This is a genomic window from Nocardiopsis sp. ATB16-24 (genome assembly GCF_030271535.1).
Classification (GTDB): Bacteria; Actinomycetota; Actinomycetes; order Streptosporangiales; family Streptosporangiaceae; genus Nocardiopsis.
The window spans coordinates 75,949-96,044 of record NZ_JASCXJ010000005.1 but is presented as its reverse complement, the minus strand read 5'-3'; the positions used below and the strand labels follow the sequence as shown (position 1 = coordinate 96,044).

The following is a 20,096-nucleotide window of genomic DNA, read 5'->3' as shown; positions in this document are numbered from 1 at the left end:
TCCATGCAAGGACCGGTCGTCGTCGGAGTGGACGACTCCGACGCAAGCCTGAGAGCCGTGGAGTGGGCCGCCGAGGAGGCGCGGCGGCGCGGCCTGCGCCTGTCCATGGTGATGGCGTTCCCCGCGCCGTCGCCCGACTCGGCCTTCATCTGGCCCCAGGAGGAGATCGACAGGAACACCCGTGCCGCCCTGGACAGGGCCGAGGAGAGGGCGACCTCTCTCGCCCCCGGTCTCGACGTGGACAGGACGGTGGTCACCAAGAGCGCGCCCCTGGCGTTGCTCCAGCACGCGGAGAAGGCCGCCATGCTGGTCGTGGGCTTGCGTGGACGTGGCGGCTTTCCGGGGTTGAGGGTGGGCTCGGTCGCCTACCGCGTGGCGGCGCGTGCACCGGTACCGGTGGTCGTGGTCGGCCCCGAGCCCGTGAGCGGCGATCGGCGCGAGGTCGTGGTGGGCGAGGACGGTTCGTCCCACGCCGAGCGGGCGGTCGCCGAGGCGTTCGCGGCCGCCGCCGTCGGGTCGGGGACGGTACGGGTGGTACGGGCGTGGAACCCGCCGGTGTTGCCCGTGTCCACCAGAGGCTTCTCCTCCGGTGAGCGTGAGGCGATCGGCGTGGCCGAGGAAGGATCCCTGGAGCGAAGGCTCGCTCCCTGGCGGGACAGGTACCCCTCGGTGGAGGTGCGCACAGAGGTGGTCGAGTCACGCCCGGTCGCCGCACTGGTGCGCGCCGCGCAGGACGCCCGGCTCCTCGTGGTGGGGGCCTCCGGTCGACACGCCCTGTCACCCCTGGCCCTGGGGTCCACGGCACACGCCATGCTGCACCGCTCCCCCTGCCCGGTCATGGTCGCCCACGCCCCATGACCGGCCCTCCCTCGGAAGGAGGAGAGGTGGGCGGGGTCGTGGGAGTCACGGCCCTGTCCGACCCCTTGTCTACCTTGAGGCGAGGAGGTGTCGATGCGACCGAACGAGGAGCGCAACCGCAGGCTGCTGCGTGCACGGGACGCGATGGACCGCGACTTCGCCGAGCCGCTCGACGTACCGGGACTGGCCCGGGTGGCCCTGATGTCGCCCGCCCACTTCTCCCGTTCCTTCCGCGAGGTGTTCGGCGAGACCCCGCACCGCTACCTCCAACGCCGCAGGATCGAACGAGCGATGGCGCTGCTGCGCGAGAGCGACCGCAGTGTCACCGACATCGCCCTCGCCGTGGGTTTCGACAGCCTCGGCACCTTCAGCCGCACCTTCCACAAGGTGGTGGGGCTGCCGCCCTCGCGCTACCGGGAGAGGAGCACACCCTCACCGGCGGCGGTGTGCTTCGTCAAGGCCTGGACGAGACCGAGCAGTTTCGGATAAGCACATCAGAACCGCCCACCACTAGCGTGAACACATGTTCACGCTCATGTCCTCTTAGCGACTGTTGGGTATGCGTTCAGCTACGCAGGGCGATGGCCGGGGCCGCCGGTGAGAAAGCAAGACATCCCCGCCAGAATTGCGCTGTGTGTGCAGATGCAAATCCGGCGGGGATGCCCGCCCATGCTACCCCTCCAACCTTTCCGACCCGGTCTGGGCGGTGATCGAACCGCTCATGCCCACCCGCAACCCGCGCACGGGCGGAGCACCCCGCAAGTACGACGACCGGCTGGCCCTGGACGCGATCTTCTTCGTGCTGCGCTCGGGCTGCCGGTGGCGGATGATCCCCCGTGACCTGTCGCCCTGGGACGCCGCCTACCGCTGGTACCGCACCTGGGCCGCCGACGGCACCATCGACCGCGTCCACCAGGGCCCTGCGCGCTCGGGTGCGCACCGCCGCAGGCCGCGCCCCAGAACCCTCGGCCGCGGTGCTGGACGCCCAGTCGATCAAGTCCAGCGAGGGCGGCCAGGCCCGCGGCTACGACGCGGGCAAGCGCACCACCGGACGCAAACGCCACCTGATCACCGACACCCTGGGCCTGGTGCTGGTGGTCGCGGTCACCTCCGCCTCCGTGCAGGACCGACCCGGCGGCAGGCGTGTGCTTGGGGCACTGGCCGCCCGGTTTCCCTCGGTGGGTCTGGTCTGGGCCGATGCCGGCTACGCCAACAAGATCGACAACAGCCTGTTCACCTGGGCCCGGGAGAAGTTGCGACCGGTGGTCCAGATCATCAGGCGCAGCGACGACGTCAAGGGCTTCCAGGTATTACCGCGCCGGTGGGTGGTCGAGCGCACCTTCGGATGGCTGGTGCGCAACCGCCGCCTGGCCCGCGACTACGAGCGCCTTACCGCCAACTCCGAGACCATGATCAAGATCGCGATGATCCGGTTGATGGCCACACGGCTCGCGGGCGAGAGCGTGCGCTGGAGCAACCGCCCTGCCGGTCAAGCCGTGTAGCCACCCGCATACCCAACAGTCACTGAGGGCGACAGCGTTGACGGCGGCCCAACACACCGTGGTCTCTGCGTCGTCGATCGCCGCAGGACAGGGGTGTTCGGGCGGTCGACGGTAGTTCACGGAGAGTACGGCAACTCCACAGGCCTGGGACAGGATGCGAGCGGCTGGGCCATAGGACTCGACGTCGCTCATGACCCATCCGCTGCCGTGGAAGCAGCAGGACCGGCAGGACTGCGGCTGTGTCGGGCAGATCCAGCCGTGCGGGCAGACCGGCGAAGGTCAGGTCACGTACCCGCGCCAGCGCTGTCCGGGGCAGCCGGGCCATCTCTTCCGGTTGGGCCTGACGAACTTGGCGGGCTCAAGAGTCTGCCGAGGGCATGTACGTCCTATCTGGAGGCGGAAGGCAGGTGGTGGATACGACCAAGGTCAAGAAGTGGAGCAGTCTTCGCCGTCAGCGCGGGGCACGGTGCCGAATGCGGTTTCCTCGATCGGGCTTCGCCGCTCGAGCAGGACGGTGTCGCGCCAGACCCCGTGGTGGCGGGCGACGCGCTCGCGCACACCGACCGTGCGGTAGCCCGCCTGGTGGTGCAGGGAGAGACTGGCGCGGTTCTCGGGGAAGATCGAGGTCTGCAGCGTCCACAGTCCGGCGGCGTCGGCCTCGGTGACCTGCCGGTACAGCAGGGCCTTGCCCACGCCCCGGCCGCGCGCGTCCTCGGCGACGTACACGGACGTCTCGGCCACCCCGGCGTAGACCTCGCGGTCGGAGACGGGTGAGGCGGCGGCCCAGCCTACGACGCGGCCGTCGGCCTCGGCGACCCATCGGTGCCCGGCCTTCCACTTGCCCTTCAACGCCTCCACGTCGGGGACCTCGGTCTCGAAGGTGGCGTGGCCGGTGGCGATGCCCTGGGCGTAGATTTTCCGAACTGCCTCTAAGTCGGCGTCGGCCATGGCGCGGGTGGTGACGTCGGCAGGCAGGTCAGTGGGGCAGCAAGGGCGGGTGTTGAGCATGCCCATCACCGCGTCGGCGGCGTGTGGCAGGCCCGTGCAGCAGGTCGGGTTGATCGCCACCCGGGTGGAGGTGCCCACCTTGGCGAGGGTCACGAACCCGGCGTCGGCGAGTTTACGCAGGTGGTGGGAGACCGTGGGTTGGCGGACGCCCACCATCTCGGCGAGCTGGCCCACGCTGACCGATCCCGGGGTGGTGGCGATGGCGTGCAGTAGCCGCACCCGCATGGGTTCGGCTAGGCAGGCGAACCAGGCAGCGTAGGTCTCGGCGTCGGATTGAGGGAGTGCGGGAATAGTGCGCTCAGGCTGTATCACGGTCATACTTCCCATTATCGACCATGATCTATAGTTGCATCTATCGATAGAGATCGATAGAGTTTTTCTCCATAGACAGCAGTCAATGAAACAGGAGAAGCGTCATGGCCGACAAGCCTCCCGTCGTGGTGATCGGAGCCGGACCCACAGGCCTGGCAGCAGCAGCAGAGCTGGTCGCGCGCGACCTGCCGGTCCTGGTTTTGGAGAAGGGGGACTCCGCCGGAGCGGCGGTGATCGAGTGGGGGCACGTGCGCCTGTTCTCGATGTGGCGCGACCTGGTCGCCCCCGCAGCGGAGAAGTTGCTCGCCGCCACCGACTGGCAGCGACCCGACGACGCGGGCTACCCGACCGGCCGCGAGTGGGTCGAGGCCTACCTCGCTCCTCTGGCCAGGGCCCTGGGCGAGCGGGTCCGTTTCGGCGCCGAGGTGACCGGTGTGAGCCGCCAGGGCCGTGACCGGGTCGTGGACGCCGAACGTGAGAAGCAGCCCTTCACCGTGCGGGTGCGTACCGACCGTGGTGAAGAGCGCCTCCTGGCCCGCGCGGTCGTCGACGCCTCCGGCACATGGGGCTCACCCAACCCCGTGGGCGGTGACGGCTTGCCCGCGCTGGGCGAGATCGCTGCGGCCGCGCACCTGACCTACCGCGTCCCGGACCTGACCGACCCCGACGCCCGGGCGCGGTACGCGGGCCGCACCACGGCCGTGGTCGGGCGCGGGCACTCGGCGCTGACCGCACTGGTCGCCCTGGCCTCTCTGGCTCAGGAGAGCCCCGGTACCCGGGCGGTGTGGGTACTGCGGCGCGGGGAGGTCGGTGACGCCTTCGGTGGGGGCGCGGCCGACCAGCTGGCCGCGCGCGGCGCCCTGGGTCAGCGGGCCCGCAAGGCCGTTGAGACCGGACATGTCGAGGTGGTGACCGGGTTCCGCACGGCTGAGATCCGCACGGAACGAGACGGGCTTCTCGTGCTGGTCGACGACGACGGCCGGGAGCTGGAGCCGGCGCACGAGGTGATCGCCCTCACCGGGTTTCGCCCCGACTTGTCCTTGCTGTCCGAGGTCCGCCTCGGTCTGGACCCCACCCTCCAAGCGCCGGTGGAGCTGGCCCCACTCATCGACCCCAACCAGCACTCGTGCGGTACCGTCTACCCGCACGGTGCCGCCGAGCTCTCCCACCCCGAGGAGGGGTTCTTCCTGGCCGGGATGAAGTCCTACGGTCGCGCCCCGACCTTCCTGACCCTGACCGGCTACGAGCAGGTGCGCAGCATCGCCGCCCACTTGGCCGGGGATCACGAGGCAGCCGCCCGGGTGGAGCTGGTCTTGCCGGAGACGGGAATCTGCAATGGCGGAGGCCTGTCCGATGAGCCGGATGCGGCGGCTGAGAGCGATGGCTGCTGTGGCCCCGCGCCCAAGCCGACGAAGGAGCCCACAGCTGAGCAGGGTGACTGCTGCGGCAGCCCGGCCGGCTCCGAGGCTCCGGTGATCTCCCTCGGCGACAACCACGCCGTGTCCTCCGAGAGGACGGCCCCGTCCACCGGGAACAACTGCTGCTCCAGCTCTGCGCAGCAGGTCGAGCTGGGCGAACCGCACCGAGTCTCGTGACACCTGTGTCCGGTCGGGTCTTCGGCGCACCCGCCTCCGCGATGGTCGGGGCGCGCCGGGGCCTGGCGGTCCTGTGCGTCACCGTCACCGCCAGCTACGGGGCTTTGTTCTACGCCTTCCCTGTCCTGGCTCCGAGCATCACCGCCGACACCGGGTGGTCCTTGACGACGGTGACCGCGCTGTTCTCCGCCTCCCAGGTCGTGGCGGGATTGGCGGGCATTCCGGTGGGGCGCTGGGTGCAGGCCCGGGGCCCACGCCCGGTGATGACGGTGGCGGCTCTGCTCGCGGCTCCCGCTGTGGTTGCCATCGCCTTGGCCCCGAACCTGTGGGGCTTCGCCGTCGCCTGGCTGGTGTCCGGAGCTGCGATGGCCGGACTGTTCTACCCTCCGGCCTTCGCCGCCCTGACCCACTGGTACGGGCAGGACAAAGTGCGAGCTCTGACCGCGCTGACCCTGGTCACCGGGCTGACCAGTACCATCTTCGCTCCCCTAACCGCGCTGCTGGAGGGGATGTGGGGCTGGCGAGGAGCCTATCTGGTGCTCGCGGCCGTCCTGCTCCTCGTGGTGGTGCCCTTGCACGCTTTCGCCCTACCGGGAGGCCGATCTTCCGAAAACGATGCCCATCCGAGCGGCCAGAAGAAGGATGTGCGCTCTGTGGTGCGCAGCCGCGCCTTCTGGGCTCTCACAGCGGCTCTGCTCCTAGGGTGCTTCACCATGAACGCGGTCGTGATCAACATCGTCCCCCTGCTGAAGGAACAGGGCTTCGGCACAGCAGAAGCGGCCTGGGCCCTGGGGGTGGGCGGTGTGGGACAGGTGCTCGGCCGCCTGGTCTACGCACCCCTGGAACGACGGACCGGCCCCGTGGTGCGCGCCGCGGCCGTCCTGGGAGCCTGCTCGGCGGCCACTCTCCTTCTGGCTCTGACCCCTGGCCCCCTGGGAGTGGTCTTGGTCGTCGCGGCCCTGGCCGGCATGGCACGGGGCATCCTCACCCTCCTCCAAGCCACCGCCGTATCCGACCGATGGGGAACGAAGCACTACGCCACCCTCAACGGCGTCATGCACACCCCGCTCATGCTGGCCATCGCGCTCGCGCCGTGGGCGGGCGCGGCGCTGGCCGGTTCGCTGGGCGGCTACCCGGCGGCGTTCGCGGCGTTGGGAGCCTTGGCGGCGTTGGGCGCACTGGCCGCCCTAGCCACCCGCGCCAGGGACGAGCGAATTCCCTCCGGCGTTCCTGCTTGACCACCCCGGCGTACTCCCCTGTGCAACGACCCCTCCACACCAACGAAGGAACCCCCGTCATGGAAGACTTCTCCCTCGCCGTGATCGGCGCCGGCCAGGCGGGCCTGGCCGCCATCGGGGCCGCCAACCGCCAGGGTGTGCGCCCCCTGGTGCTGGAGGCCGCCGACCAGCCCGGCGGCTCCTGGCCGCACTACTACGACAGCCCGACCCTGTTCTCCCCCCGACCGCTTCTCCTCCCTCCCGGCACACGCGATGCCCGGCGACCCAGACCGCTACCCGCACCGGGATGAGGTGGTGGCCTACCTGCGCGAGTACGCCTCACACCTGGACGCCGACCTGCGCTGCGGCCAACTGGTGGAGCGGACCGAGCGCGACGGGGACGGTTTCGTTCTCACCACCGCCGACGGCTCACAGGTGCGGACCCCGGCCGTGGTCTCCGCCACCGGCGGCTTCACCCGACCGCACCGCCCCACCCTCCCCGGGCTGGCGGACTTCACCGGGACCGTGCTGCACGCCGCCGGGTACCGCTCCCCCGAGCCCTTCGCCGGACAGCGCGTCGTGGTGGTCGGCGGCGGCAACTCCGGGGTCCAGATCGCCACGGAGCTCGCCGACATGGCCAGGGGCAGCCTGGCCACCCGGACTCCGGTGGCCTGGGCGAACCAGCGGCCCCTGGGCCGGGACGTGCACTGGTGGTTCGTGCGCAGCGGTCTGGACGCCGCCCCACTGCGCCGGATCTGGGAGAGGGGCCCGGTACTGGTCAACGACGACGGTCGCTACCGTGCGGCCTTCGCCTCGGGCAATCCCGACCAACGCGAGATGTTCACTCGACTGGAGGGTGAGAAAGTGGTGTGGGCCGACGGCACGGTGGAGAAGATGGACACCGTCCTGCTGGCCACCGGGTACCGGCCCACCCTGGACCATCTGGCCGCCACGGGTGCGCTGGATTCCCACGGAAGTCCGCTGCACCGGGGCGGGGTCTCCACCACGGCCCCCGGACTGGGGTACGTGGGGCTGGAGTTCCAGCGCAGCTTCTCCTCGGCCACTCTGCGTGGAGTCGGCCGGGACGCCCGCCACGTCGTGCAACGACTTCTCGCCCACGTGCGCCGATGACGAAAACGTTCACCTCCGCCCGGGGAACGCACGTTGAGAAGACCCGCCCGAACCGGATCACACACTTGGGAAAGAAGAAGACCATGCAGCAGGCAGCGGCAACCACTGCGTCGGAAGCGGCCAACTCAGAGGAGGAGAAGGCGATCTCTCTTCGCCACCTCACCCTGTTCCGGCCCCTGTCTCGGCTTTGAGAGCTCGCGTGATCTGCGCGACGGTCGCCTTGGCGGTGCGCGCCGCACCGATGAGGGTGGCCGAGGCAGGGCCTGTCCAATCGCCGTAGCCCAGCAGATGCAGGCGGGGCTGGGCCACCACTCGGGTTCCCTCCACAACGACCCTGCCCTGTTCGTTGACGAGCCCCAGGGAGTTGAGGTGGCCCAACACCGGGTGGAACCCCGTGCACCACACGATCACGTCGCAGTCCACTGTGCTGCCGTCGGCCCAGGCCACGCCGGTGCGGGTGAGGCGGTCGAACATCGGCTCGGCTTTGGTGTCTCCGCGTTTACGTGCCTCGCGCACGCTCGGCACTACCACGATGTCTCCCAACTCCGCGATTCCTTCAGGGCGGTTTTCTCCCTGTTCGGCCGCTTTCTGTGAGCCGGTGGCGAGGGCGAAGAGCGCCCTGCCGTCGACGTCGTCGGGCAAAAACCGGGGCGGGCGCGAAGTGACCCAGGTGGTCTGCGCGACCGTGGATATCTCAGCCAGGATCTGGGCCGCCGAGTTACCACCGCCTACCACCGCGACGCGCCGCCCGACGAACTCTTCGAGGTGGCGGTAGTCCACCGTGTGGAGCTGCTCGCCCTCGAAGGCGTCACGTCCTGGGATGGCGGGGATGTGGGGCGCCCGCCAGGTACCGGTGGCACTGATGACGTACCGGGCCGACCAGGTGTCCCCATCGGTGACCAGTCTCAGTCGGCTTCCCGCCCGCTTGACCCGACGCACGTGTACCGAGCGCCGGATCGGGAGAGCATAGCGGCGCTCGTACTCGGTCAGATACCAGGCTACGTGCCGTGCGCTCGGGTACTCCTGCCCCTCCTCCGCGGGCATCCACCAGCCGGGCAGCATACTGTGCGCGGCCGGGGAGAACAGCCGCAAGGAGTCCCAGTACTCGGGCCAGGACCCTCCCGCCTCCTCACGGTCGTCCAGGATGATGAAGTCAACCTTGGCCCGGCGCAGAAAATAACCGGCCGCCAGCCCAGCCTGCCCACCACCGATGACCGCGACGTCGACCAGGTGTTCCATCCATCCTCCGATGATCACGTGAACGGGCCCGTGTCCCCACGGGACCCATGGATTCGCCGTCCTATCGGCGCTCCGGTACGAAGCGCCTGCGCCAGGCCAGCGAAGCGTAGATCAACGCGATCAGGACCGGCACCTCGATCAGCGGCCCCACCACCCCGGCCAGCGCCTGCCCGGAGGTGATGCCGAAGGTGGCGATCGCCACGGCGATGGCCAGCTCGAAGTTGTTGCCCGCTGCGGTGAAGGCCAGCGTGGTGGTGCGGTCGTAGTCCATCCCGATCGCCTTGCCGAAGGCGAAGGTGCCGAACCACATCAGGGTGAAGTAGATCAGCAGCGGCACGGCGATACGGGCCACGTCCAGGGGCCGGCTGGTGATCCGTTCGCCCTGCAGGGCGAACAGCAGCACGATGGTGAACAGCAGCCCGTACAGCGCCCAGGGGCCGATCTTGGGCAGGAAGGCCGTCTCGTAGCGTTCGCGGCCCATCCTCTTCTCCCCGAGCGTGCGGGTGAGGAAGCCGGCGGCCAGCGGGATGCCGAGGAAGATCACCACGTTCAGGGCGATCAGCCACGCCGACACGTCCAGTCCGTCGGTGTCCAGGCCCAGCCAGCCGGGCAGCAGGTCCAGGTAGAACCAGCCCAGGGCGCCGAACAGCAGCACCTGCAGGACCGAGTTCAAAGCGACCAGCACGGCGGTGGCCTCGCGGTGGCCGCCGGCCAGGTCGTTCCAGATGACGACCATGGCGATGCAGCGGGCCAGCCCGACGATGATCAGACCGGTGCGGTACTCGGGCAGGTCGGCCAGGAAGATCCAGGCCAGCGCGAACATCACCGCCGGTCCGATGAGCCAGTTGATCACCAGGGAGGACAGGAGCAGGCGGGTGTCGCGGGTGACGGTGTCCAGGCGGTCGTAGCGGACCTTGGCCAGCACCGGGTACATCATGACCAGCAGGCCCAGGGCGATGGGCAGGGAGATCCCGCCGATCTCCATCGCGGACAGGAGTTGGTTCAGGCCTGGGACCAGGCGGCCCAGTCCCAGGCCGGCGGCCATGGCGAACAGGATCCACACCGCCAGGAACCGGTCCAGGGTGGGCATCCGTGCGGCCACGGGGGCCGTGGTGTCGGTGCGGGTCATGGGCAGGCTCTCTTGGTGTCGGCGGCGATGGTGCGGCGGGCGGTGGCGGCGAGGTCGTTCAGGTCTTGGGCCAGTCCCTCCAAGGCCTGGGGGCGCAGCCGGTAGTAGGTGTAGCGGCCGCACGGCTCGGTCTCCACCACCCCGGCCTCGCGCAGCACACGCAGGTGGTTGGACAGGTTGGTCTGCTTCGCGCCGGTCTCGGTGACCAGGTGCGTGGTGCACAGGGTCTCGTGGGCGAGGAGGGAGACGATGCGCAGGCGCAGCGGGTCCCCCAGCGCCCTGATCAGATCAATTTCGACTGATGTCAGCATGTGCTGATGATGTCATATCATTCGACACTGATGCGAATTGATCATCGGTCTGGGCCGCGCCCGGTCGGATCCGAAAGAAGAAGGTGGGACCCTATGGCCGACATCCCGTCCGTGCTGTTCGTGTGCGTGCACAACGCGGGCCGCTCCCAGATGGCGGCCGCCTGGCTGGCCCACCTGGCCGGCGAGCAGGTGGAGGTGCGCTCGGCGGGTTCGGCCCCGGCCGAGTCGGTCAACCCCGCCGTGGTGGAGGCCATGGCCGAGGTGGGCATCGACATCACCGACCAAAAGCCCAAGATCCTCACCTCCGAAGCCGTCGAGGCCTCCGACGTGTGCATCACCATGGGCTGCGGGGACGTGTGCCCGGTCTTCCCCGGCAAGCGCTACCTGGACTGGGAGCTACCCGACCCGGCCGGGCAGGGCGTGGACGCGGTCCGCCCGATCCGCGACGAGATCAAAAAGCGTGTCGAGAAACTTATCGCGGAGCTCTCCACTCAGGGGTGAACAGCACAGCTGGCACGACACAAAGCGGGCCCTCGGATCATCCCGCCGTCCCGCGCCACCAAGGCGGAACTTCGAGCCTCGCTCGGACTCGGAAGAACTTGTGGCCAACAGCGGTAGGGACAGGCCATGGTGGCGGCGTGGGGATCCCTTGAACTCCTTCTCCAGGCCACGTGAGGCGATGTTCAAGGTGTACTGCTGGTCGACGGTAAACCGGCGGGGATGGCCGGTCACGATCTCTTCTGATGTCGGACAGCGGGCGCGAGCCGCTCGATATGACCGCTGATCTGAGTGAAAGCATCCTCGAAGGCGGTGGCGGTGTCCGCCCGTATCGGGTCGGGAATCGACCAGTGCAGACGATCGCGGGCGGGAGGGAGTTCCTCGTGGGCGCTATCGCAGACCGCCACGATCAGGTCGCCCTCGCGCAGCACGTCGTCCACGTGGGCGGGGCTTCGGGATCCGATCCGCAGACCGTGACTGCGGGCTGTGACCAGCGCGCCTTCGTGGATGCGAGGGCCGGGATGGGTACCGGCCGAGGCCGCAGGGACCGGGCTGTGGTGTTCCCACAACGCGGCGGCCAGTTGAGAGCGGGCCGTGTTGCGGGTGCACACGAACACCACGCGGGGCGTGTTCAGGAGAGAGGTCGGTGTCAGGGCTGTGAGCGCTTCGGGGCGAAGGCGAATGTAGACCCGGCGCTGGTCCGCTTCGGAACGGACACGGGTGATGACGTCCGCCTCCTCCAGGATACGTAGGTGGTAGGCGACGAGGTTGGAACGCATGCTCAACAGTTCGCCCAGTTCGGTGGGAGAGGCATCACCCATTCGCAGGACGTCGGTGACAGCCAGGCGGGCACTGTCCGCCAGCACCGCGTGTAACCTGGCCCGCTGTTCCAAAGCAAACTCAGCGTTCATCGGACCAACATTCGCAGGGTGAATATACGGGGACAATCCTTCTCTCCTTCTCTTCGTTCGAAGCCCGGCCTGGGCTTCGATGCCCGCCCTGGAGTGCGCCATGCCTGTTGCTCGGGAACCACGACGCTTCCGATCCGCTCGCTCATCGCCATCCGCCCTTGTTCCGGCCTTTCCAAGTTCGGTCTGAGCACCCCGCTGTCTTCGAGCAACAGGGGGTCCCACTTCTGGGTGAACCTGGCCAGGTGCACCGTGCGACGGTGCGATCCGGCACGCCGGCGCTCGTTCTCCGGGGCTGTCGGGCCAGGAGGATGAGCGACGGCAGGGAGCTCCGGACTCAGAACGGGACCGAGGTGGAGTCCGCGAACATCTTCCTTTCGACAACTCTGGTGGCGCCACACGAGACCGTCTGCTGAACCTGACCTGGGACCGGCCCCAGTCGGTTTCCAGCGAGACGGCTCAGTCAACGGTTGGCGACCCCGCGTCCCGGAACATGGTGAATTCACTGTTGCCGTGGAGGAAGGACGCCGACGGTTCGAGACCGTCGCAGGAGAGCATCCGCCCGAGGATGCTCTGGTGGTCACCGACCTCGAAGCACGACACCAGGCAGCAGTCGAAATAAGCCACTCCTTCGACCGCTATAAGAAGGCCCGTGACCGGGGCCGGACGTAACGGGATCCCTTTCCAACCCTGAGAACCTCTAGGCAGCCCGGGAGCGGAGAAGCGTAAAGCAACAGAATCCTGGTGCGCGGCCAGGACCGTCACAGCGAACTCGCCGCCGTCACGGACCGCATGCAGGGACCTCGACACCCTTTTCAGGTAGAACACCACCAGTGGCGGTTCCAGCGAGGCGGTCGTTAACGAGCTCACCGTGACCGTGTACAGGTCCCCGTCAGCACTGATCGTACTCACGATCGAGACACCGGAGGGAATAGCCCAAGAGGTCCCTCGGAGATTAGTCTTCGGGATGCCCAGAAGGGTCCTGGAGGAAAGGGGCATAGGTTACTCCGTTGAGATGAGGACGGATGCCATGTGCCGAAAGCTCTGGCGAGGCCGTGGAACACTGCTCTTGGGGCCCAGGCATGCGGATGAGAATATTTACCCATGAAATCATGGGGTCGTGGTCGATACAGGTCGTGGATACGTGCGTCTTCAAGGCTCAGGACCTGCGGCCCGTGGGAAGTCCGCGTACTGTCCGTCGCCCACACCGATATCCTAATCCGCCGACACGGCAGAGGAAAAGATGGGAGACATTGCCGTGCGTCGCAGCTACTACGGCGAACGCACTCCGCGCCCTTGCGTTCACTGTTGAGGCGGGGAGACCAAGGCGCCATGACATTCGGTTCAGAGCAGAGCGACCCAAAACCCCTCCGTTTCGGTGGTTCTTCCTGATCTGAGGAGAAGGATAGATTCTTTTCCTGGCTACTCGAAATAGAACAGTCGATACTCACCTCTCGCGGAATATCCTTTCCGGGAGTCGTGGAGATGTCTCTGGCTCTGCGCCAGAGGACCTTCGAACCTCAGAAAACCCCGGAGGCAGCAGAGGTCGGGAAGCCGGATCTGCCCGTCCCGAAATTTCCTCATCCCTTTTCCTCGACCGACAGGGATTCATCAGAGGAAGAAATAGGCAACAGCAGACGATCTGATTCGTCAGCGGCGCGATATGAGAACCATGCCATGTAAAAATTCAGCAACTTCCGCACCCCGTGCTTGGCAAAGCCACCTCGATGCATATTGAACACAATCGTGCTTCTGGTTTCGTCCTCGCTGTTCAGGCATGGCTCTTCCCGATCCCGAGAAGCCTTCCATGGCGGGAATCAGTTGCTGAAAATAGCTTCGCACCAGGGACGGAAAAGCCCGGCCAAGTTCTCTTGTCCGGGCTCCAATCCATGTACACCGGCCGTCAGGTGATGGCACTCGCATGAGTCGGTTGATCCCCGCGGCGCTCCAGTAGGGACGCGATGACATTCCAGTTCACGGCACAGGCACGCGCAACGGCCGCGATCCTGGCGGCCTGGTGTGAGGGGATACGTTCGACAAGCTCGGCCTCATCGTGGCGTATGACACGGGTCTCGAGCCAGCGGATCATCGTACGACCTTCGTCGTTGTACCGAAGAGTAGGGTCCTTCTTAAGCGAGTCGAGCACGACCCCGAGGTCGATAGGACGGACCTCGGCGGAACGCTGCCTCGTGTTTTTCGCCCTTGCACGAAGTTGTTCGTTCAGTTCGATCGAAGGCGGATGGCCAGCGGCGGTCAACACGTCTTCGCCTACCGGGGACGCAGAGGTGTCCTCGCTGGGTGGGGGGCTGTCCTCGCTTTTCAGTCGGTCACGGATGCCTCGTACCGTCTCCACGGAGACGCAAGCCAACCTAGAGATTTCTCGAAGCGATGCTCCCGGGTTTTGCGCCAGGAGGTCGGCAGCCCTTTGGCGTCTCTCGCCGTGGTCGACGGCTCGGACGCGGCCGTCGAGTCCGACTCGGACCGCGGACCGGACCGCGGGGTCGGTCGAGGTACGGCGCAGGGCACCGACCGTCTTTCCGGACAACCCGACCCTGGCAGCGATCGCCCGGTCCGACCATTGGGGGTGACTGGCCAGAATCTTCTTCGCGGACTCCCTACGGTCAGCCAGAGTCAGAGGAAGCCCATGGCGGATGTTCGCCTCGACCGCAGCGAGAAAACAGTCGGGAACCGATCCGTCGAAGTAGACCACCTCGATGGTTGTGCGGCCACTCATACGTGTCGCGTGCAGGCGGTGCATACCGTCGATAATCCGCATCGTCGACCGGTGGACGAGGATCGGAGGTAATTCGTCAATCCGCTCGGCCAGGCGTGCTACATGATCACGGTCGATCCCTTCCACCCGGGGGGAATCGGCGTCCAACAGGACGTTGATCGGGACTCGCTCCGAAGTGGTCGCCATCTCAGCTCCTTTGACGAAGAATGCCATCCATGGTCAGGGTGACGGATTCAGTACGGCCGCCAACGGTGCGCCGAATTCCTTCGCCATGACAGAGCCAGGGACGGATTCGGTGCGGAGCGCGTGGATGTGGAGGCCGTGGTCGAGCCGGGCAGGGGAAAAGCACGAGGACGTGCCGACATGCATGGGGCGTCGGGCCAGTGCTGAGGTGAGTACTCACGGAGACTAAGAATAAAGAGTATTCTCTCTGTTTTCAATCGGCAACAGATAACTTGCTCTGTTTTTCTGGGATGTCTGGCACCGTACGTTCCTGAGGATGGTACCGAGGCAGATGCGAATAGTCGCGCCAGTGGTCCTTGACGCAGGTAGTGGACACGTGTGCCCACTGATCATGATCAATATCGATCTCGGAAGGCAGGATCATGGCGAGGCAGGAGCGGTCGGAGCGGACGCGGGTTCTTCTCATACAGGCCGCGGGCGTGGAGTTAGTTCGTTCCGGGTACGCTGGCACAACTCTGAATCGGGTCAGTAGCCGGGCTGGCGTGACTATAGGAGCGCTGACCTTCCACTTTCCGTCCAAGGCAGCGTTAGCCGAAGCCGTATGCGAATGGGGGGCCGGCGTCACGCGATGTGCGGTGCAGCACGCGACACAGAGCGTCGATTCCCCCTGGAGTGGGCTCGATGCCGTCCTACGGATCCTTACCGAACTCCTACGTGAGGAGGCCGTGGTACGGGCGGCGGCGCGGCTCTCTCGCGAGTGGACAGAGGCCCGGCCACGATGGCGAAGCTCCTGGATCCCAACAGTGGAGTCCCTAGTGGACGAGGCGTGGCGGCGCGGCTCGCTTGCTGCGGGAACCGACCCCGAGGCCGTCATGGAACTGGTGGAGCTCCTGACCACCGGTGCCGAGGCGGTGATGGTACGGGAGCTTCTCGAGCAGTCGGAAACCGGCGCGGATGATGTTCGCAGCGGGCTTCCTGAGATCTGGCGGATGGTTCTCCCTGCCCTGGCCCGAGTACCAAGAGGCGGTAAGGATGGACCGGGGACTACGGTCGCTCCAGGAAGTTGATTGTCCCGTTGGGCAGACCTGAACCGAAGGTGCCCGATACTCCGCGCTCCTGGTACGAAACACCATGCCTCTCGAGCGCTGGACCCGATTTCCTCCTCCTGGTGTCCTCCCTTGGCCCGCTTTCCTTCGAGGTCGACTCGACGCCCGACTACTGGCTGTTCGGGCAGGGACCGAGGCCCGTGGGCGTTTACCCGGCAGAACGGGTTCGCTGATGGCAACAGTTCTCGCTGATGAGATCATGGGTGATGCCGCAACGGCGCCCTGACCAGGGAGATGTCGGTGCTTTTCTCCCCGCTGGCAAGGCGCCACCGAAGGTCGCAACAGCGAAAGCTGTTGACATGGATAATTACTGTTGATAGGAGTAGGGTCATGTCGAAGGAACTGGACATCCGGTTGCTCGAAAACGAAGAGCTGTCGAACTGGGAGCGGGCGCGTCTGCTCGTTCCCAAACTGAAGGCGCTGGCAGACGAGAACCGCACGATTCTGTGCCTTCTCCTCGCCGAGCGTCCTCACACCGTCAAGGAGCTCCAGGAAGCCACCGGACTCAGCCAGACCCTCATCAGTCACCACCTGCGCCCCCTGCGTGAGCAGGAACTCGTCAAGGTCATGCCCCGTGGCCGGTCCAACGTGTATGCGCTCTGCTGCGAAGAGTTGGGAATGCCGGTCCGCTGGCTTGCCTCGCTCGCGGCGCTGACCCCCGAAGGCGCCAAGGCCTGCTGCCTCAGCGAAAAAGACGACGAAGCGACTAACCCCCCAGAGGAACCAACAGATGTCTGAAAACTGGATCGAGACGATCAAGACGTTCGGAACGATCGCGATTGAGCTGGTCCTGCTCTTCTTCGCGGTTGCCTTTATCGTCGCCCTTTTACAGCGTCGGTTGGGTGAGGAGAGGCTGCAGCGCTGGCTGGCGGGAGGAAAGCTGATGGCCCCTCTGAAAGGGGCCGTTCTCGGTGCGCTCACCCCCTTCTGCTCGTGCTCCACGCTTCCGATGCTTATGGGCCTGCTGAAGGTCGGGGCACCCTTCCGAGGGGCGGCTGCGTTCCTGCTCGCATCTCCCCTGTTGAATCCGATTATTCTCGGCATCACCTGGATCCTCTTCAGCTGGCAGATCATGATCGGCTACTTCCTGGTGGTCTTCGTCGGCACGATCGTGCTCTCTCTCCTCCTGGAGGTGTTGGGGATGGAGAAGTACGTTCGTCGGGTCAAGGTCACTGCGGAGGGACACAGCGATACTCCCTGGCAGGGCCTCAAGGCCGAGGCCCGTCCCGCCTGGAATCAGGCAGTGTCGTTCTTCAAACCGCTGGCGATTCCGATGCTGATCGGTGTGTCGATCGGTGCCTTCATCTACGGTGTGGTCCCCCAGACCTTCCTTGCCTCCGTCGCGGGTCCCGACAACCTGTTCGCCGTGCCGGTCGCCGCACTCATCGGCATCCCCCTCTACGTTCGCACCGAGGCTGCCCTCCCCATCGGCCTCGCCCTGCAGGCGGCCGGAATGGGGTTGGGCCCGGTGTTCGCCCTCATCATCGGCGGAGCCGGAGCTAGCGTCCCCGAACTGGCCATGCTGGCCGCGATCTTCAAACCGCGGTTGGTCGGCGCCTACGTTGCCTGCATTCTGGCGGTCGCTATCGCCGGTGGTCTTCTCATCCCCCTCCTGGTCTGATTCGCTCCGTTCCCACACCTGCGGTTCCTCTCCGGTCGACGACCGTGGGAGGAGCCGTAATCGTCGTTCCGAGGGTCGGACAGTGATCGGTTCCCTGCAACGGGAGGTCATCGGTGCGCTGTTCCTGTCGGTACGGAGGCGGTGCGCGGTGGGTTCGACCGCGGGGAGAGCAAAGAGCCGGTGGCCCCGTCGCGGGACGGGACCACCGGGCCGGAGTCCGATCCGTGGAGGATCAGAAGTTGACCGAGACGACCTTGGCCGGGCCGGAGCCCTTGGTCGCGGTCAGGGTGTGGGGGACGTTCGGGGCGATGTAGAAGCTGCCGCCCTGCGGGATCGTCGCCTCCTTGGGGTTGGCCGGGTCACCCCACTTGAGGTGGATGTCACCTTCCATGCAGAAGATGACCTCGTGGGCGTCGTGGCCGCTGTTGAACGCCGCCTTGTCCGGGTCGTCGACGTTGACCTCGAGAAGGAGCGGGACGAGCTTGGGCAGGGTCCGGGTACGCACCAGGCAGTTGTAGGTGTAGTACTCGGTACCGGCCCGCATGCCCTCGACCACCGGGTTGTCACTCGGCATCTGAACGCGGACGCCCTCGTCGAGGTCGGTGACGAACTCGGGGGTGAGCTCTGAAGTGGAGGTCCCCAGGATGCCGGCGATCTGGGTCAGCTTCTCGAGGGTCAGCTCGCCGCTGTCCTTCTCCTCCATGGCGACGACGTCGTCGACGCTCAGACCCAGCATCTTCGCGAAGGACCCTCGGTCCATCTTGATGTGCTCGCGGCGGTCCTTGATCTTCTGACCGTAGGTTTCTTCAAGGGCAGGAGTTGCTGCCATTTCTCTTTCTCCTTCGGTGATTCGGTAGTGGCGAAGCGGCAAAGGAAACTGAGCGGTGATTCGGCTGACACACCTGGTGGCGGGTCTGCCGGGTGGGACCGGGTGGCACTGGCACCTCCTTCTCCCCTTCGCGGTTCACGGTGCGGGTTCGCACCGTGAGGTCGTGAGGGCTCCGCGCCGTACAACGGCTCAGGTCGTGGCCGAGAGGGACGAGATACGCGTGCACGAGACGCCGTCTGGCCAGTCGCTGAAGGGCCTGAACAGGTGGTCGTAGTCCGTGTCCTGCGCCGATCCGCGCATGATGAAGCATTCGGCTCCAGCCGAAGCGCAGGCCAAAAGCGCGTCGAGTTTCGTCTTGAGCGCCCCGGTCGAGTCCCACGGGCTCTTCGCCCACAGCGCTGAGTAGGCGCGCTCGGGGAAGGCCGGATCGACATGGGGCAGAACGTTCTTGCCGTTGGGGCCGTCCAACAGGATCCCGGGGACATCCGTCAGGCTGACCACCCGCAAGTCGGCTCCCAGTGCCCGGATGAGAAACTCCGGCACTCGGTCGCTGGAGAGGCCGTGGAGCCGGCCGTCCATGTCCAGGACGCTGTCGCCGGACAGGACCGGAAGAGCACCGGAGTCGAGCACCTTAGCCAGGACGTCGCCACGCGCAGAGAACGATCCGTCGTCCTCCAGAACCGACATCGCGCCGAGTTGGAGAGGAAGCGCCCGGACACCCTGGCGCCGCAGGGCTTCCGTCCACGCCCAGCGGACATCCGCGAGCGCTTTGGTGAGAGGGATGCATCCGAACGGGTCAGCGTCGTCGTTTCCGCGGAGTGCTCCGTGCCCCACGGCCCCACCACCGGTGATGAAGACGAGACGTCCGCGATGCTCGTGGAAGAGCCCGGAAATCATTCGAGCGTAATCCGCTATCGCTGACATGTCGAGACTGTTCTCAACGCTCTTGTCGGAGAAGAGGCTTCCGCCGATCTTGAGGGCGAGGAGGGTTGTCTTCTGCGAGCCCTCATGGGGAGCTGGACGTTCTCTGCCGAGTCGCTTGTCGATCGCGGGGATGACGCTCACTGTGATCGTTCTCCACTTTCCTGCAGGGTAGACAGGTTCGCGTCTGCAGTAGGGCGGCCCTGCGCCCTGCTGAGTGAAGTGCGAACATGAACTCCGAATGCACGTCTCCTGAAATATCTACGACGTGCTCTCGGCCGACGGGGAGGACGGCGGGGTGTCGGTTCTCAGATCGCCCTTCGGTGGCGATCCTACGATTTCGAAACAGCAACTGTTCGACTGAGATGAACCCTAGAGGCAACATGTCAGACATGTCCAGAGGGTGTGACACATGCTTTCCTCTGATGTGTGCCGATCAGCCCTTTCAATACGATCAAGGAAGAGTTTCTGCACGTGGGAGCACCCATAGGCAAGCACCTGGGGTTGATGACGTCAGCACCGAAATGGTTTGTGCGTCGCATCTGGCAAAAAACAGCCTGTACCGATCTTTTGATCGATACAGGCTGTTTTTCTGTTGGTCGATATTGTTTCCGGGGAAACCTTGATACGAGTCCCCGGGGAGCTCTTTGGGATTGTCGACCTAGCGGGAGGAGGTTTCCTCAGCCCTCACGTCGACCTTCGCCGGGGTCTCCGCCTGAGGCGTCTCGTCTTCTTCCTCGGTGACGCTCACTGCGCCGCAGCAGCTGTTCAGCTCTTGCTGGGAGCCACCACCGATGAGCTTCTTGAAGAGTCCTCCGGCCATGTTTGGCCTCCAATCTGTTTTCGTTCTGACGAACCGCTGGTGTTCGCAGATGGAAATCGATGCCCCGCTCTTCGGGTGGCCGTTGGGACAGGAGCCCGGGAAGGACCCCGGCACACGGAAGTCCACGTCAGGATGGTTCCTGGATGGATTCCCTCCGGCCTACGAGGCGTC

Annotated in this window: 21 protein-coding genes and 1 pseudogene; 11 read left to right on the top strand and 11 right to left on the bottom strand. The window is 66.2% G+C overall.

From position 1 onward, the window contains the following. The first annotated feature begins 3 nt into the window (after positions 1 to 3). The 3 genes from PFX91_RS08015 (at position 4) to PFX91_RS08005 (ending at position 2,360) form a co-directional block, all read left to right on the top strand. On the top strand, positions 4 to 858 hold the full coding sequence (locus PFX91_RS08015; RefSeq protein WP_285730574.1) for a universal stress protein: 855 nt from the start codon (positions 4 to 6) through the stop codon (positions 856 to 858). Positions 859 to 951: 93 nt separating this feature from the next. Continuing rightward, a complete protein-coding gene (locus PFX91_RS08010) occupies positions 952 to 1,347 on the top strand; it encodes a helix-turn-helix domain-containing protein (protein WP_285730573.1) in 396 nt (131 codons plus the stop codon). A 145-nt stretch (positions 1,348 to 1,492) separates the two neighbouring features. Then, positions 1,493 to 2,360, top strand: a protein-coding gene (locus PFX91_RS08005; RefSeq protein WP_285730572.1) for an IS5 family transposase whose coding sequence is annotated in 2 segments (ribosomal slippage) — positions 1,493 to 1,771 and positions 1,773 to 2,360 — 867 coding nt in all. Because the reading frame shifts where the segments join, the coding sequence is not laid out codon by codon here. 15 nt (positions 2,361 to 2,375) lie between these two features. Here PFX91_RS08005 and PFX91_RS23250 read toward each other — a convergent pair. Together PFX91_RS23250 and PFX91_RS08000 are read right to left on the bottom strand one after the other, a co-directional pair. Continuing rightward, positions 2,376 to 2,612: pseudogene (locus PFX91_RS23250) on the bottom strand (alpha/beta hydrolase fold domain-containing protein); the annotation flags it as partial. 174 nt (positions 2,613 to 2,786) lie between these two features. Further along, positions 2,787 to 3,695: a helix-turn-helix domain-containing GNAT family N-acetyltransferase gene (locus PFX91_RS08000; RefSeq protein WP_285730571.1), complete on the bottom strand. Its 909-nt coding sequence runs from the start codon at positions 3,693 to 3,695 to the stop codon at positions 2,787 to 2,789. A gap of 89 nt (positions 3,696 to 3,784) precedes the next feature. Here PFX91_RS08000 and PFX91_RS07995 point away from each other — a divergent pair, with 89 nt between their 5' ends. Genes PFX91_RS07995 through PFX91_RS07980 form a run of 4 tightly spaced genes read left to right on the top strand, consistent with a single transcriptional unit; the run spans position 3,785 to position 7,623 of the window. After that, positions 3,785 to 5,275 (top strand): NAD(P)-binding domain-containing protein, encoded by a 1,491-nt coding sequence (locus PFX91_RS07995; RefSeq protein WP_285730570.1) that lies wholly within the window; start codon positions 3,785 to 3,787, stop codon positions 5,273 to 5,275. Continuing rightward, a complete protein-coding gene (locus PFX91_RS07990) occupies positions 5,272 to 6,513 on the top strand; it encodes an MFS transporter (RefSeq protein ID WP_285730569.1) in 1,242 nt (413 codons plus the stop codon). Before PFX91_RS07995 ends, PFX91_RS07990 begins: the two co-directional genes overlap by 4 nt. A gap of 59 nt (positions 6,514 to 6,572) precedes the next feature. After that, positions 6,573 to 6,803, top strand: coding sequence for an NAD(P)-binding protein (locus PFX91_RS07985; protein WP_285730568.1), 231 nt, complete (start codon positions 6,573 to 6,575; stop codon positions 6,801 to 6,803). Further along, complete coding sequence (locus tag PFX91_RS07980; protein WP_285730567.1) at positions 6,766 to 7,623, top strand: NAD(P)-binding domain-containing protein; 858 nt, start codon at positions 6,766 to 6,768, stop codon at positions 7,621 to 7,623. The genes PFX91_RS07985 and PFX91_RS07980 overlap by 38 nt, the downstream gene beginning before the upstream one ends. A 159-nt stretch (positions 7,624 to 7,782) precedes the next feature. On the opposite strand, the gene PFX91_RS07975 is transcribed toward PFX91_RS07980, so the two are convergent. The 3 genes from PFX91_RS07975 to PFX91_RS07965 all read right to left on the bottom strand — a co-directional run bounded on the left by PFX91_RS07975 (position 7,783) and on the right by PFX91_RS07965 (position 10,302). Next, positions 7,783 to 8,862: an ArsO family NAD(P)H-dependent flavin-containing monooxygenase gene (locus tag PFX91_RS07975; protein WP_285730566.1), complete on the bottom strand. Its 1,080-nt coding sequence runs from the start codon at positions 8,860 to 8,862 to the stop codon at positions 7,783 to 7,785. A 61-nt stretch (positions 8,863 to 8,923) separates the two neighbouring features. Then, positions 8,924 to 9,991, bottom strand: a complete 1,068-nt coding sequence (arsB, locus tag PFX91_RS07970) for an ACR3 family arsenite efflux transporter (protein WP_285730565.1) — start codon at positions 9,989 to 9,991, stop codon at positions 8,924 to 8,926. Continuing rightward, entirely contained in the window at positions 9,988 to 10,302 is a 315-nt protein-coding gene (locus PFX91_RS07965) for an ArsR/SmtB family transcription factor (RefSeq protein ID WP_285730564.1), read from the bottom strand. The genes arsB and PFX91_RS07965 overlap by 4 nt, the downstream gene beginning before the upstream one ends. Before the next feature lie 93 nt (positions 10,303 to 10,395). Here PFX91_RS07965 and PFX91_RS07960 point away from each other — a divergent pair, with 93 nt between their 5' ends. After that, complete coding sequence (locus PFX91_RS07960; RefSeq protein ID WP_285730563.1) at positions 10,396 to 10,803, top strand: arsenate reductase ArsC; 408 nt, start codon at positions 10,396 to 10,398, stop codon at positions 10,801 to 10,803. A gap of 227 nt (positions 10,804 to 11,030) precedes the next feature. On the opposite strand, the gene PFX91_RS07955 is transcribed toward PFX91_RS07960, so the two are convergent. The 3 genes from PFX91_RS07955 to PFX91_RS07945 form a co-directional block, all read right to left on the bottom strand. After that, positions 11,031 to 11,711 (bottom strand): arsenate reductase/protein-tyrosine-phosphatase family protein, encoded by a 681-nt coding sequence (locus PFX91_RS07955; RefSeq protein ID WP_285730562.1) that lies wholly within the window; start codon positions 11,709 to 11,711, stop codon positions 11,031 to 11,033. Positions 11,712 to 12,167: 456 nt separating this feature from the next. Next, positions 12,168 to 12,707: a flavin reductase family protein gene (locus PFX91_RS07950; protein WP_285730561.1), complete on the bottom strand. Its 540-nt coding sequence runs from the start codon at positions 12,705 to 12,707 to the stop codon at positions 12,168 to 12,170. A gap of 904 nt (positions 12,708 to 13,611) precedes the next feature. Further along, positions 13,612 to 14,655, bottom strand: a complete 1,044-nt coding sequence (locus tag PFX91_RS07945; RefSeq protein ID WP_285730560.1) for a ParB/RepB/Spo0J family partition protein — start codon at positions 14,653 to 14,655, stop codon at positions 13,612 to 13,614. 392 nt (positions 14,656 to 15,047) lie between these two features. On the opposite strand from PFX91_RS07945, the gene PFX91_RS07940 reads away from it, so the two are divergent. From PFX91_RS07940 to PFX91_RS07930, 3 genes are all read left to right on the top strand, one after another. Further along, positions 15,048 to 15,692, top strand: a complete 645-nt coding sequence (locus PFX91_RS07940; RefSeq protein ID WP_285730559.1) for a TetR family transcriptional regulator — start codon at positions 15,048 to 15,050, stop codon at positions 15,690 to 15,692. A 369-nt stretch (positions 15,693 to 16,061) separates the two neighbouring features. Beyond that, positions 16,062 to 16,469, top strand: a complete 408-nt coding sequence (locus tag PFX91_RS07935) for an ArsR/SmtB family transcription factor (RefSeq protein WP_285730558.1) — start codon at positions 16,062 to 16,064, stop codon at positions 16,467 to 16,469. After that, positions 16,462 to 17,352 carry a permease gene (locus tag PFX91_RS07930; protein WP_285730557.1) on the top strand — a complete coding sequence of 297 codons (891 nt, stop codon included), beginning with the start codon at positions 16,462 to 16,464 and terminating at the stop codon, positions 17,350 to 17,352. The genes PFX91_RS07935 and PFX91_RS07930 overlap by 8 nt, the downstream gene beginning before the upstream one ends. A gap of 232 nt (positions 17,353 to 17,584) precedes the next feature. On the opposite strand, the gene PFX91_RS07925 is transcribed toward PFX91_RS07930, so the two are convergent. The 3 genes from PFX91_RS07925 to PFX91_RS07915 form a co-directional block, all read right to left on the bottom strand. Further along, positions 17,585 to 18,181 carry a cupin domain-containing protein gene (locus tag PFX91_RS07925; protein ID WP_285730556.1) on the bottom strand — a complete coding sequence of 199 codons (597 nt, stop codon included), beginning with the start codon at positions 18,179 to 18,181 and terminating at the stop codon, positions 17,585 to 17,587. Positions 18,182 to 18,370: 189 nt separating this feature from the next. Further along, positions 18,371 to 19,246, bottom strand: coding sequence for an amino acid kinase family protein (locus PFX91_RS07920; protein WP_285730555.1), 876 nt, complete (start codon positions 19,244 to 19,246; stop codon positions 18,371 to 18,373). Between the two features lie 517 nt (positions 19,247 to 19,763). Then, complete coding sequence (locus PFX91_RS07915) at positions 19,764 to 20,051, bottom strand: hypothetical protein (RefSeq protein ID WP_285730554.1); 288 nt, start codon at positions 20,049 to 20,051, stop codon at positions 19,764 to 19,766. Between the last annotated feature and the right edge of the window lie 45 nt (positions 20,052 to 20,096).

Excerpts from the sequence above, each read along its gene's own strand:
- PFX91_RS07980 (WP_285730567.1), top strand. The coding sequence starts at position 6,766 with ATGCCCGGCGACCCAGACCGCTACCCGCACCGGGATGAGGTGGTGGCC.
- PFX91_RS07975 (WP_285730566.1), bottom strand. The coding sequence starts at position 8,862 with ATGGAACACCTGGTCGACGTCGCGGTCATCGGTGGTGGGCAGGCTGGG.
- PFX91_RS07965 (WP_285730564.1), bottom strand. The coding sequence starts at position 10,302 with ATGCTGACATCAGTCGAAATTGATCTGATCAGGGCGCTGGGGGACCCG.
- PFX91_RS07955 (WP_285730562.1), bottom strand. The coding sequence starts at position 11,711 with ATGAACGCTGAGTTTGCTTTGGAACAGCGGGCCAGGTTACACGCGGTG.
- arsB (WP_285730565.1), bottom strand. The coding sequence starts at position 9,991 with ATGACCCGCACCGACACCACGGCCCCCGTGGCCGCACGGATGCCCACC.
- PFX91_RS07960 (WP_285730563.1), top strand. The coding sequence starts at position 10,396 with ATGGCCGACATCCCGTCCGTGCTGTTCGTGTGCGTGCACAACGCGGGC.
- PFX91_RS07995 (WP_285730570.1), top strand. The coding sequence starts at position 3,785 with ATGGCCGACAAGCCTCCCGTCGTGGTGATCGGAGCCGGACCCACAGGC.
- PFX91_RS07985 (WP_285730568.1), top strand. The coding sequence starts at position 6,573 with ATGGAAGACTTCTCCCTCGCCGTGATCGGCGCCGGCCAGGCGGGCCTG.
- PFX91_RS08010 (WP_285730573.1), top strand. The coding sequence starts at position 952 with ATGCGACCGAACGAGGAGCGCAACCGCAGGCTGCTGCGTGCACGGGAC.
- PFX91_RS07935 (WP_285730558.1), top strand. The coding sequence starts at position 16,062 with ATGTCGAAGGAACTGGACATCCGGTTGCTCGAAAACGAAGAGCTGTCG.
- PFX91_RS07950 (WP_285730561.1), bottom strand. The coding sequence starts at position 12,707 with ATGCCCCTTTCCTCCAGGACCCTTCTGGGCATCCCGAAGACTAATCTC.
- PFX91_RS07925 (WP_285730556.1), bottom strand. The coding sequence starts at position 18,181 with ATGGCAGCAACTCCTGCCCTTGAAGAAACCTACGGTCAGAAGATCAAG.
- PFX91_RS07945 (WP_285730560.1), bottom strand. The coding sequence starts at position 14,655 with ATGGCATTCTTCGTCAAAGGAGCTGAGATGGCGACCACTTCGGAGCGA.
- PFX91_RS08015 (WP_285730574.1), top strand. The coding sequence starts at position 4 with ATGCAAGGACCGGTCGTCGTCGGAGTGGACGACTCCGACGCAAGCCTG.
- PFX91_RS07940 (WP_285730559.1), top strand. The coding sequence starts at position 15,048 with ATGGCGAGGCAGGAGCGGTCGGAGCGGACGCGGGTTCTTCTCATACAG.
- PFX91_RS07930 (WP_285730557.1), top strand. The coding sequence starts at position 16,462 with ATGTCTGAAAACTGGATCGAGACGATCAAGACGTTCGGAACGATCGCG.
- PFX91_RS08000 (WP_285730571.1), bottom strand. The coding sequence starts at position 3,695 with ATGGGAAGTATGACCGTGATACAGCCTGAGCGCACTATTCCCGCACTC.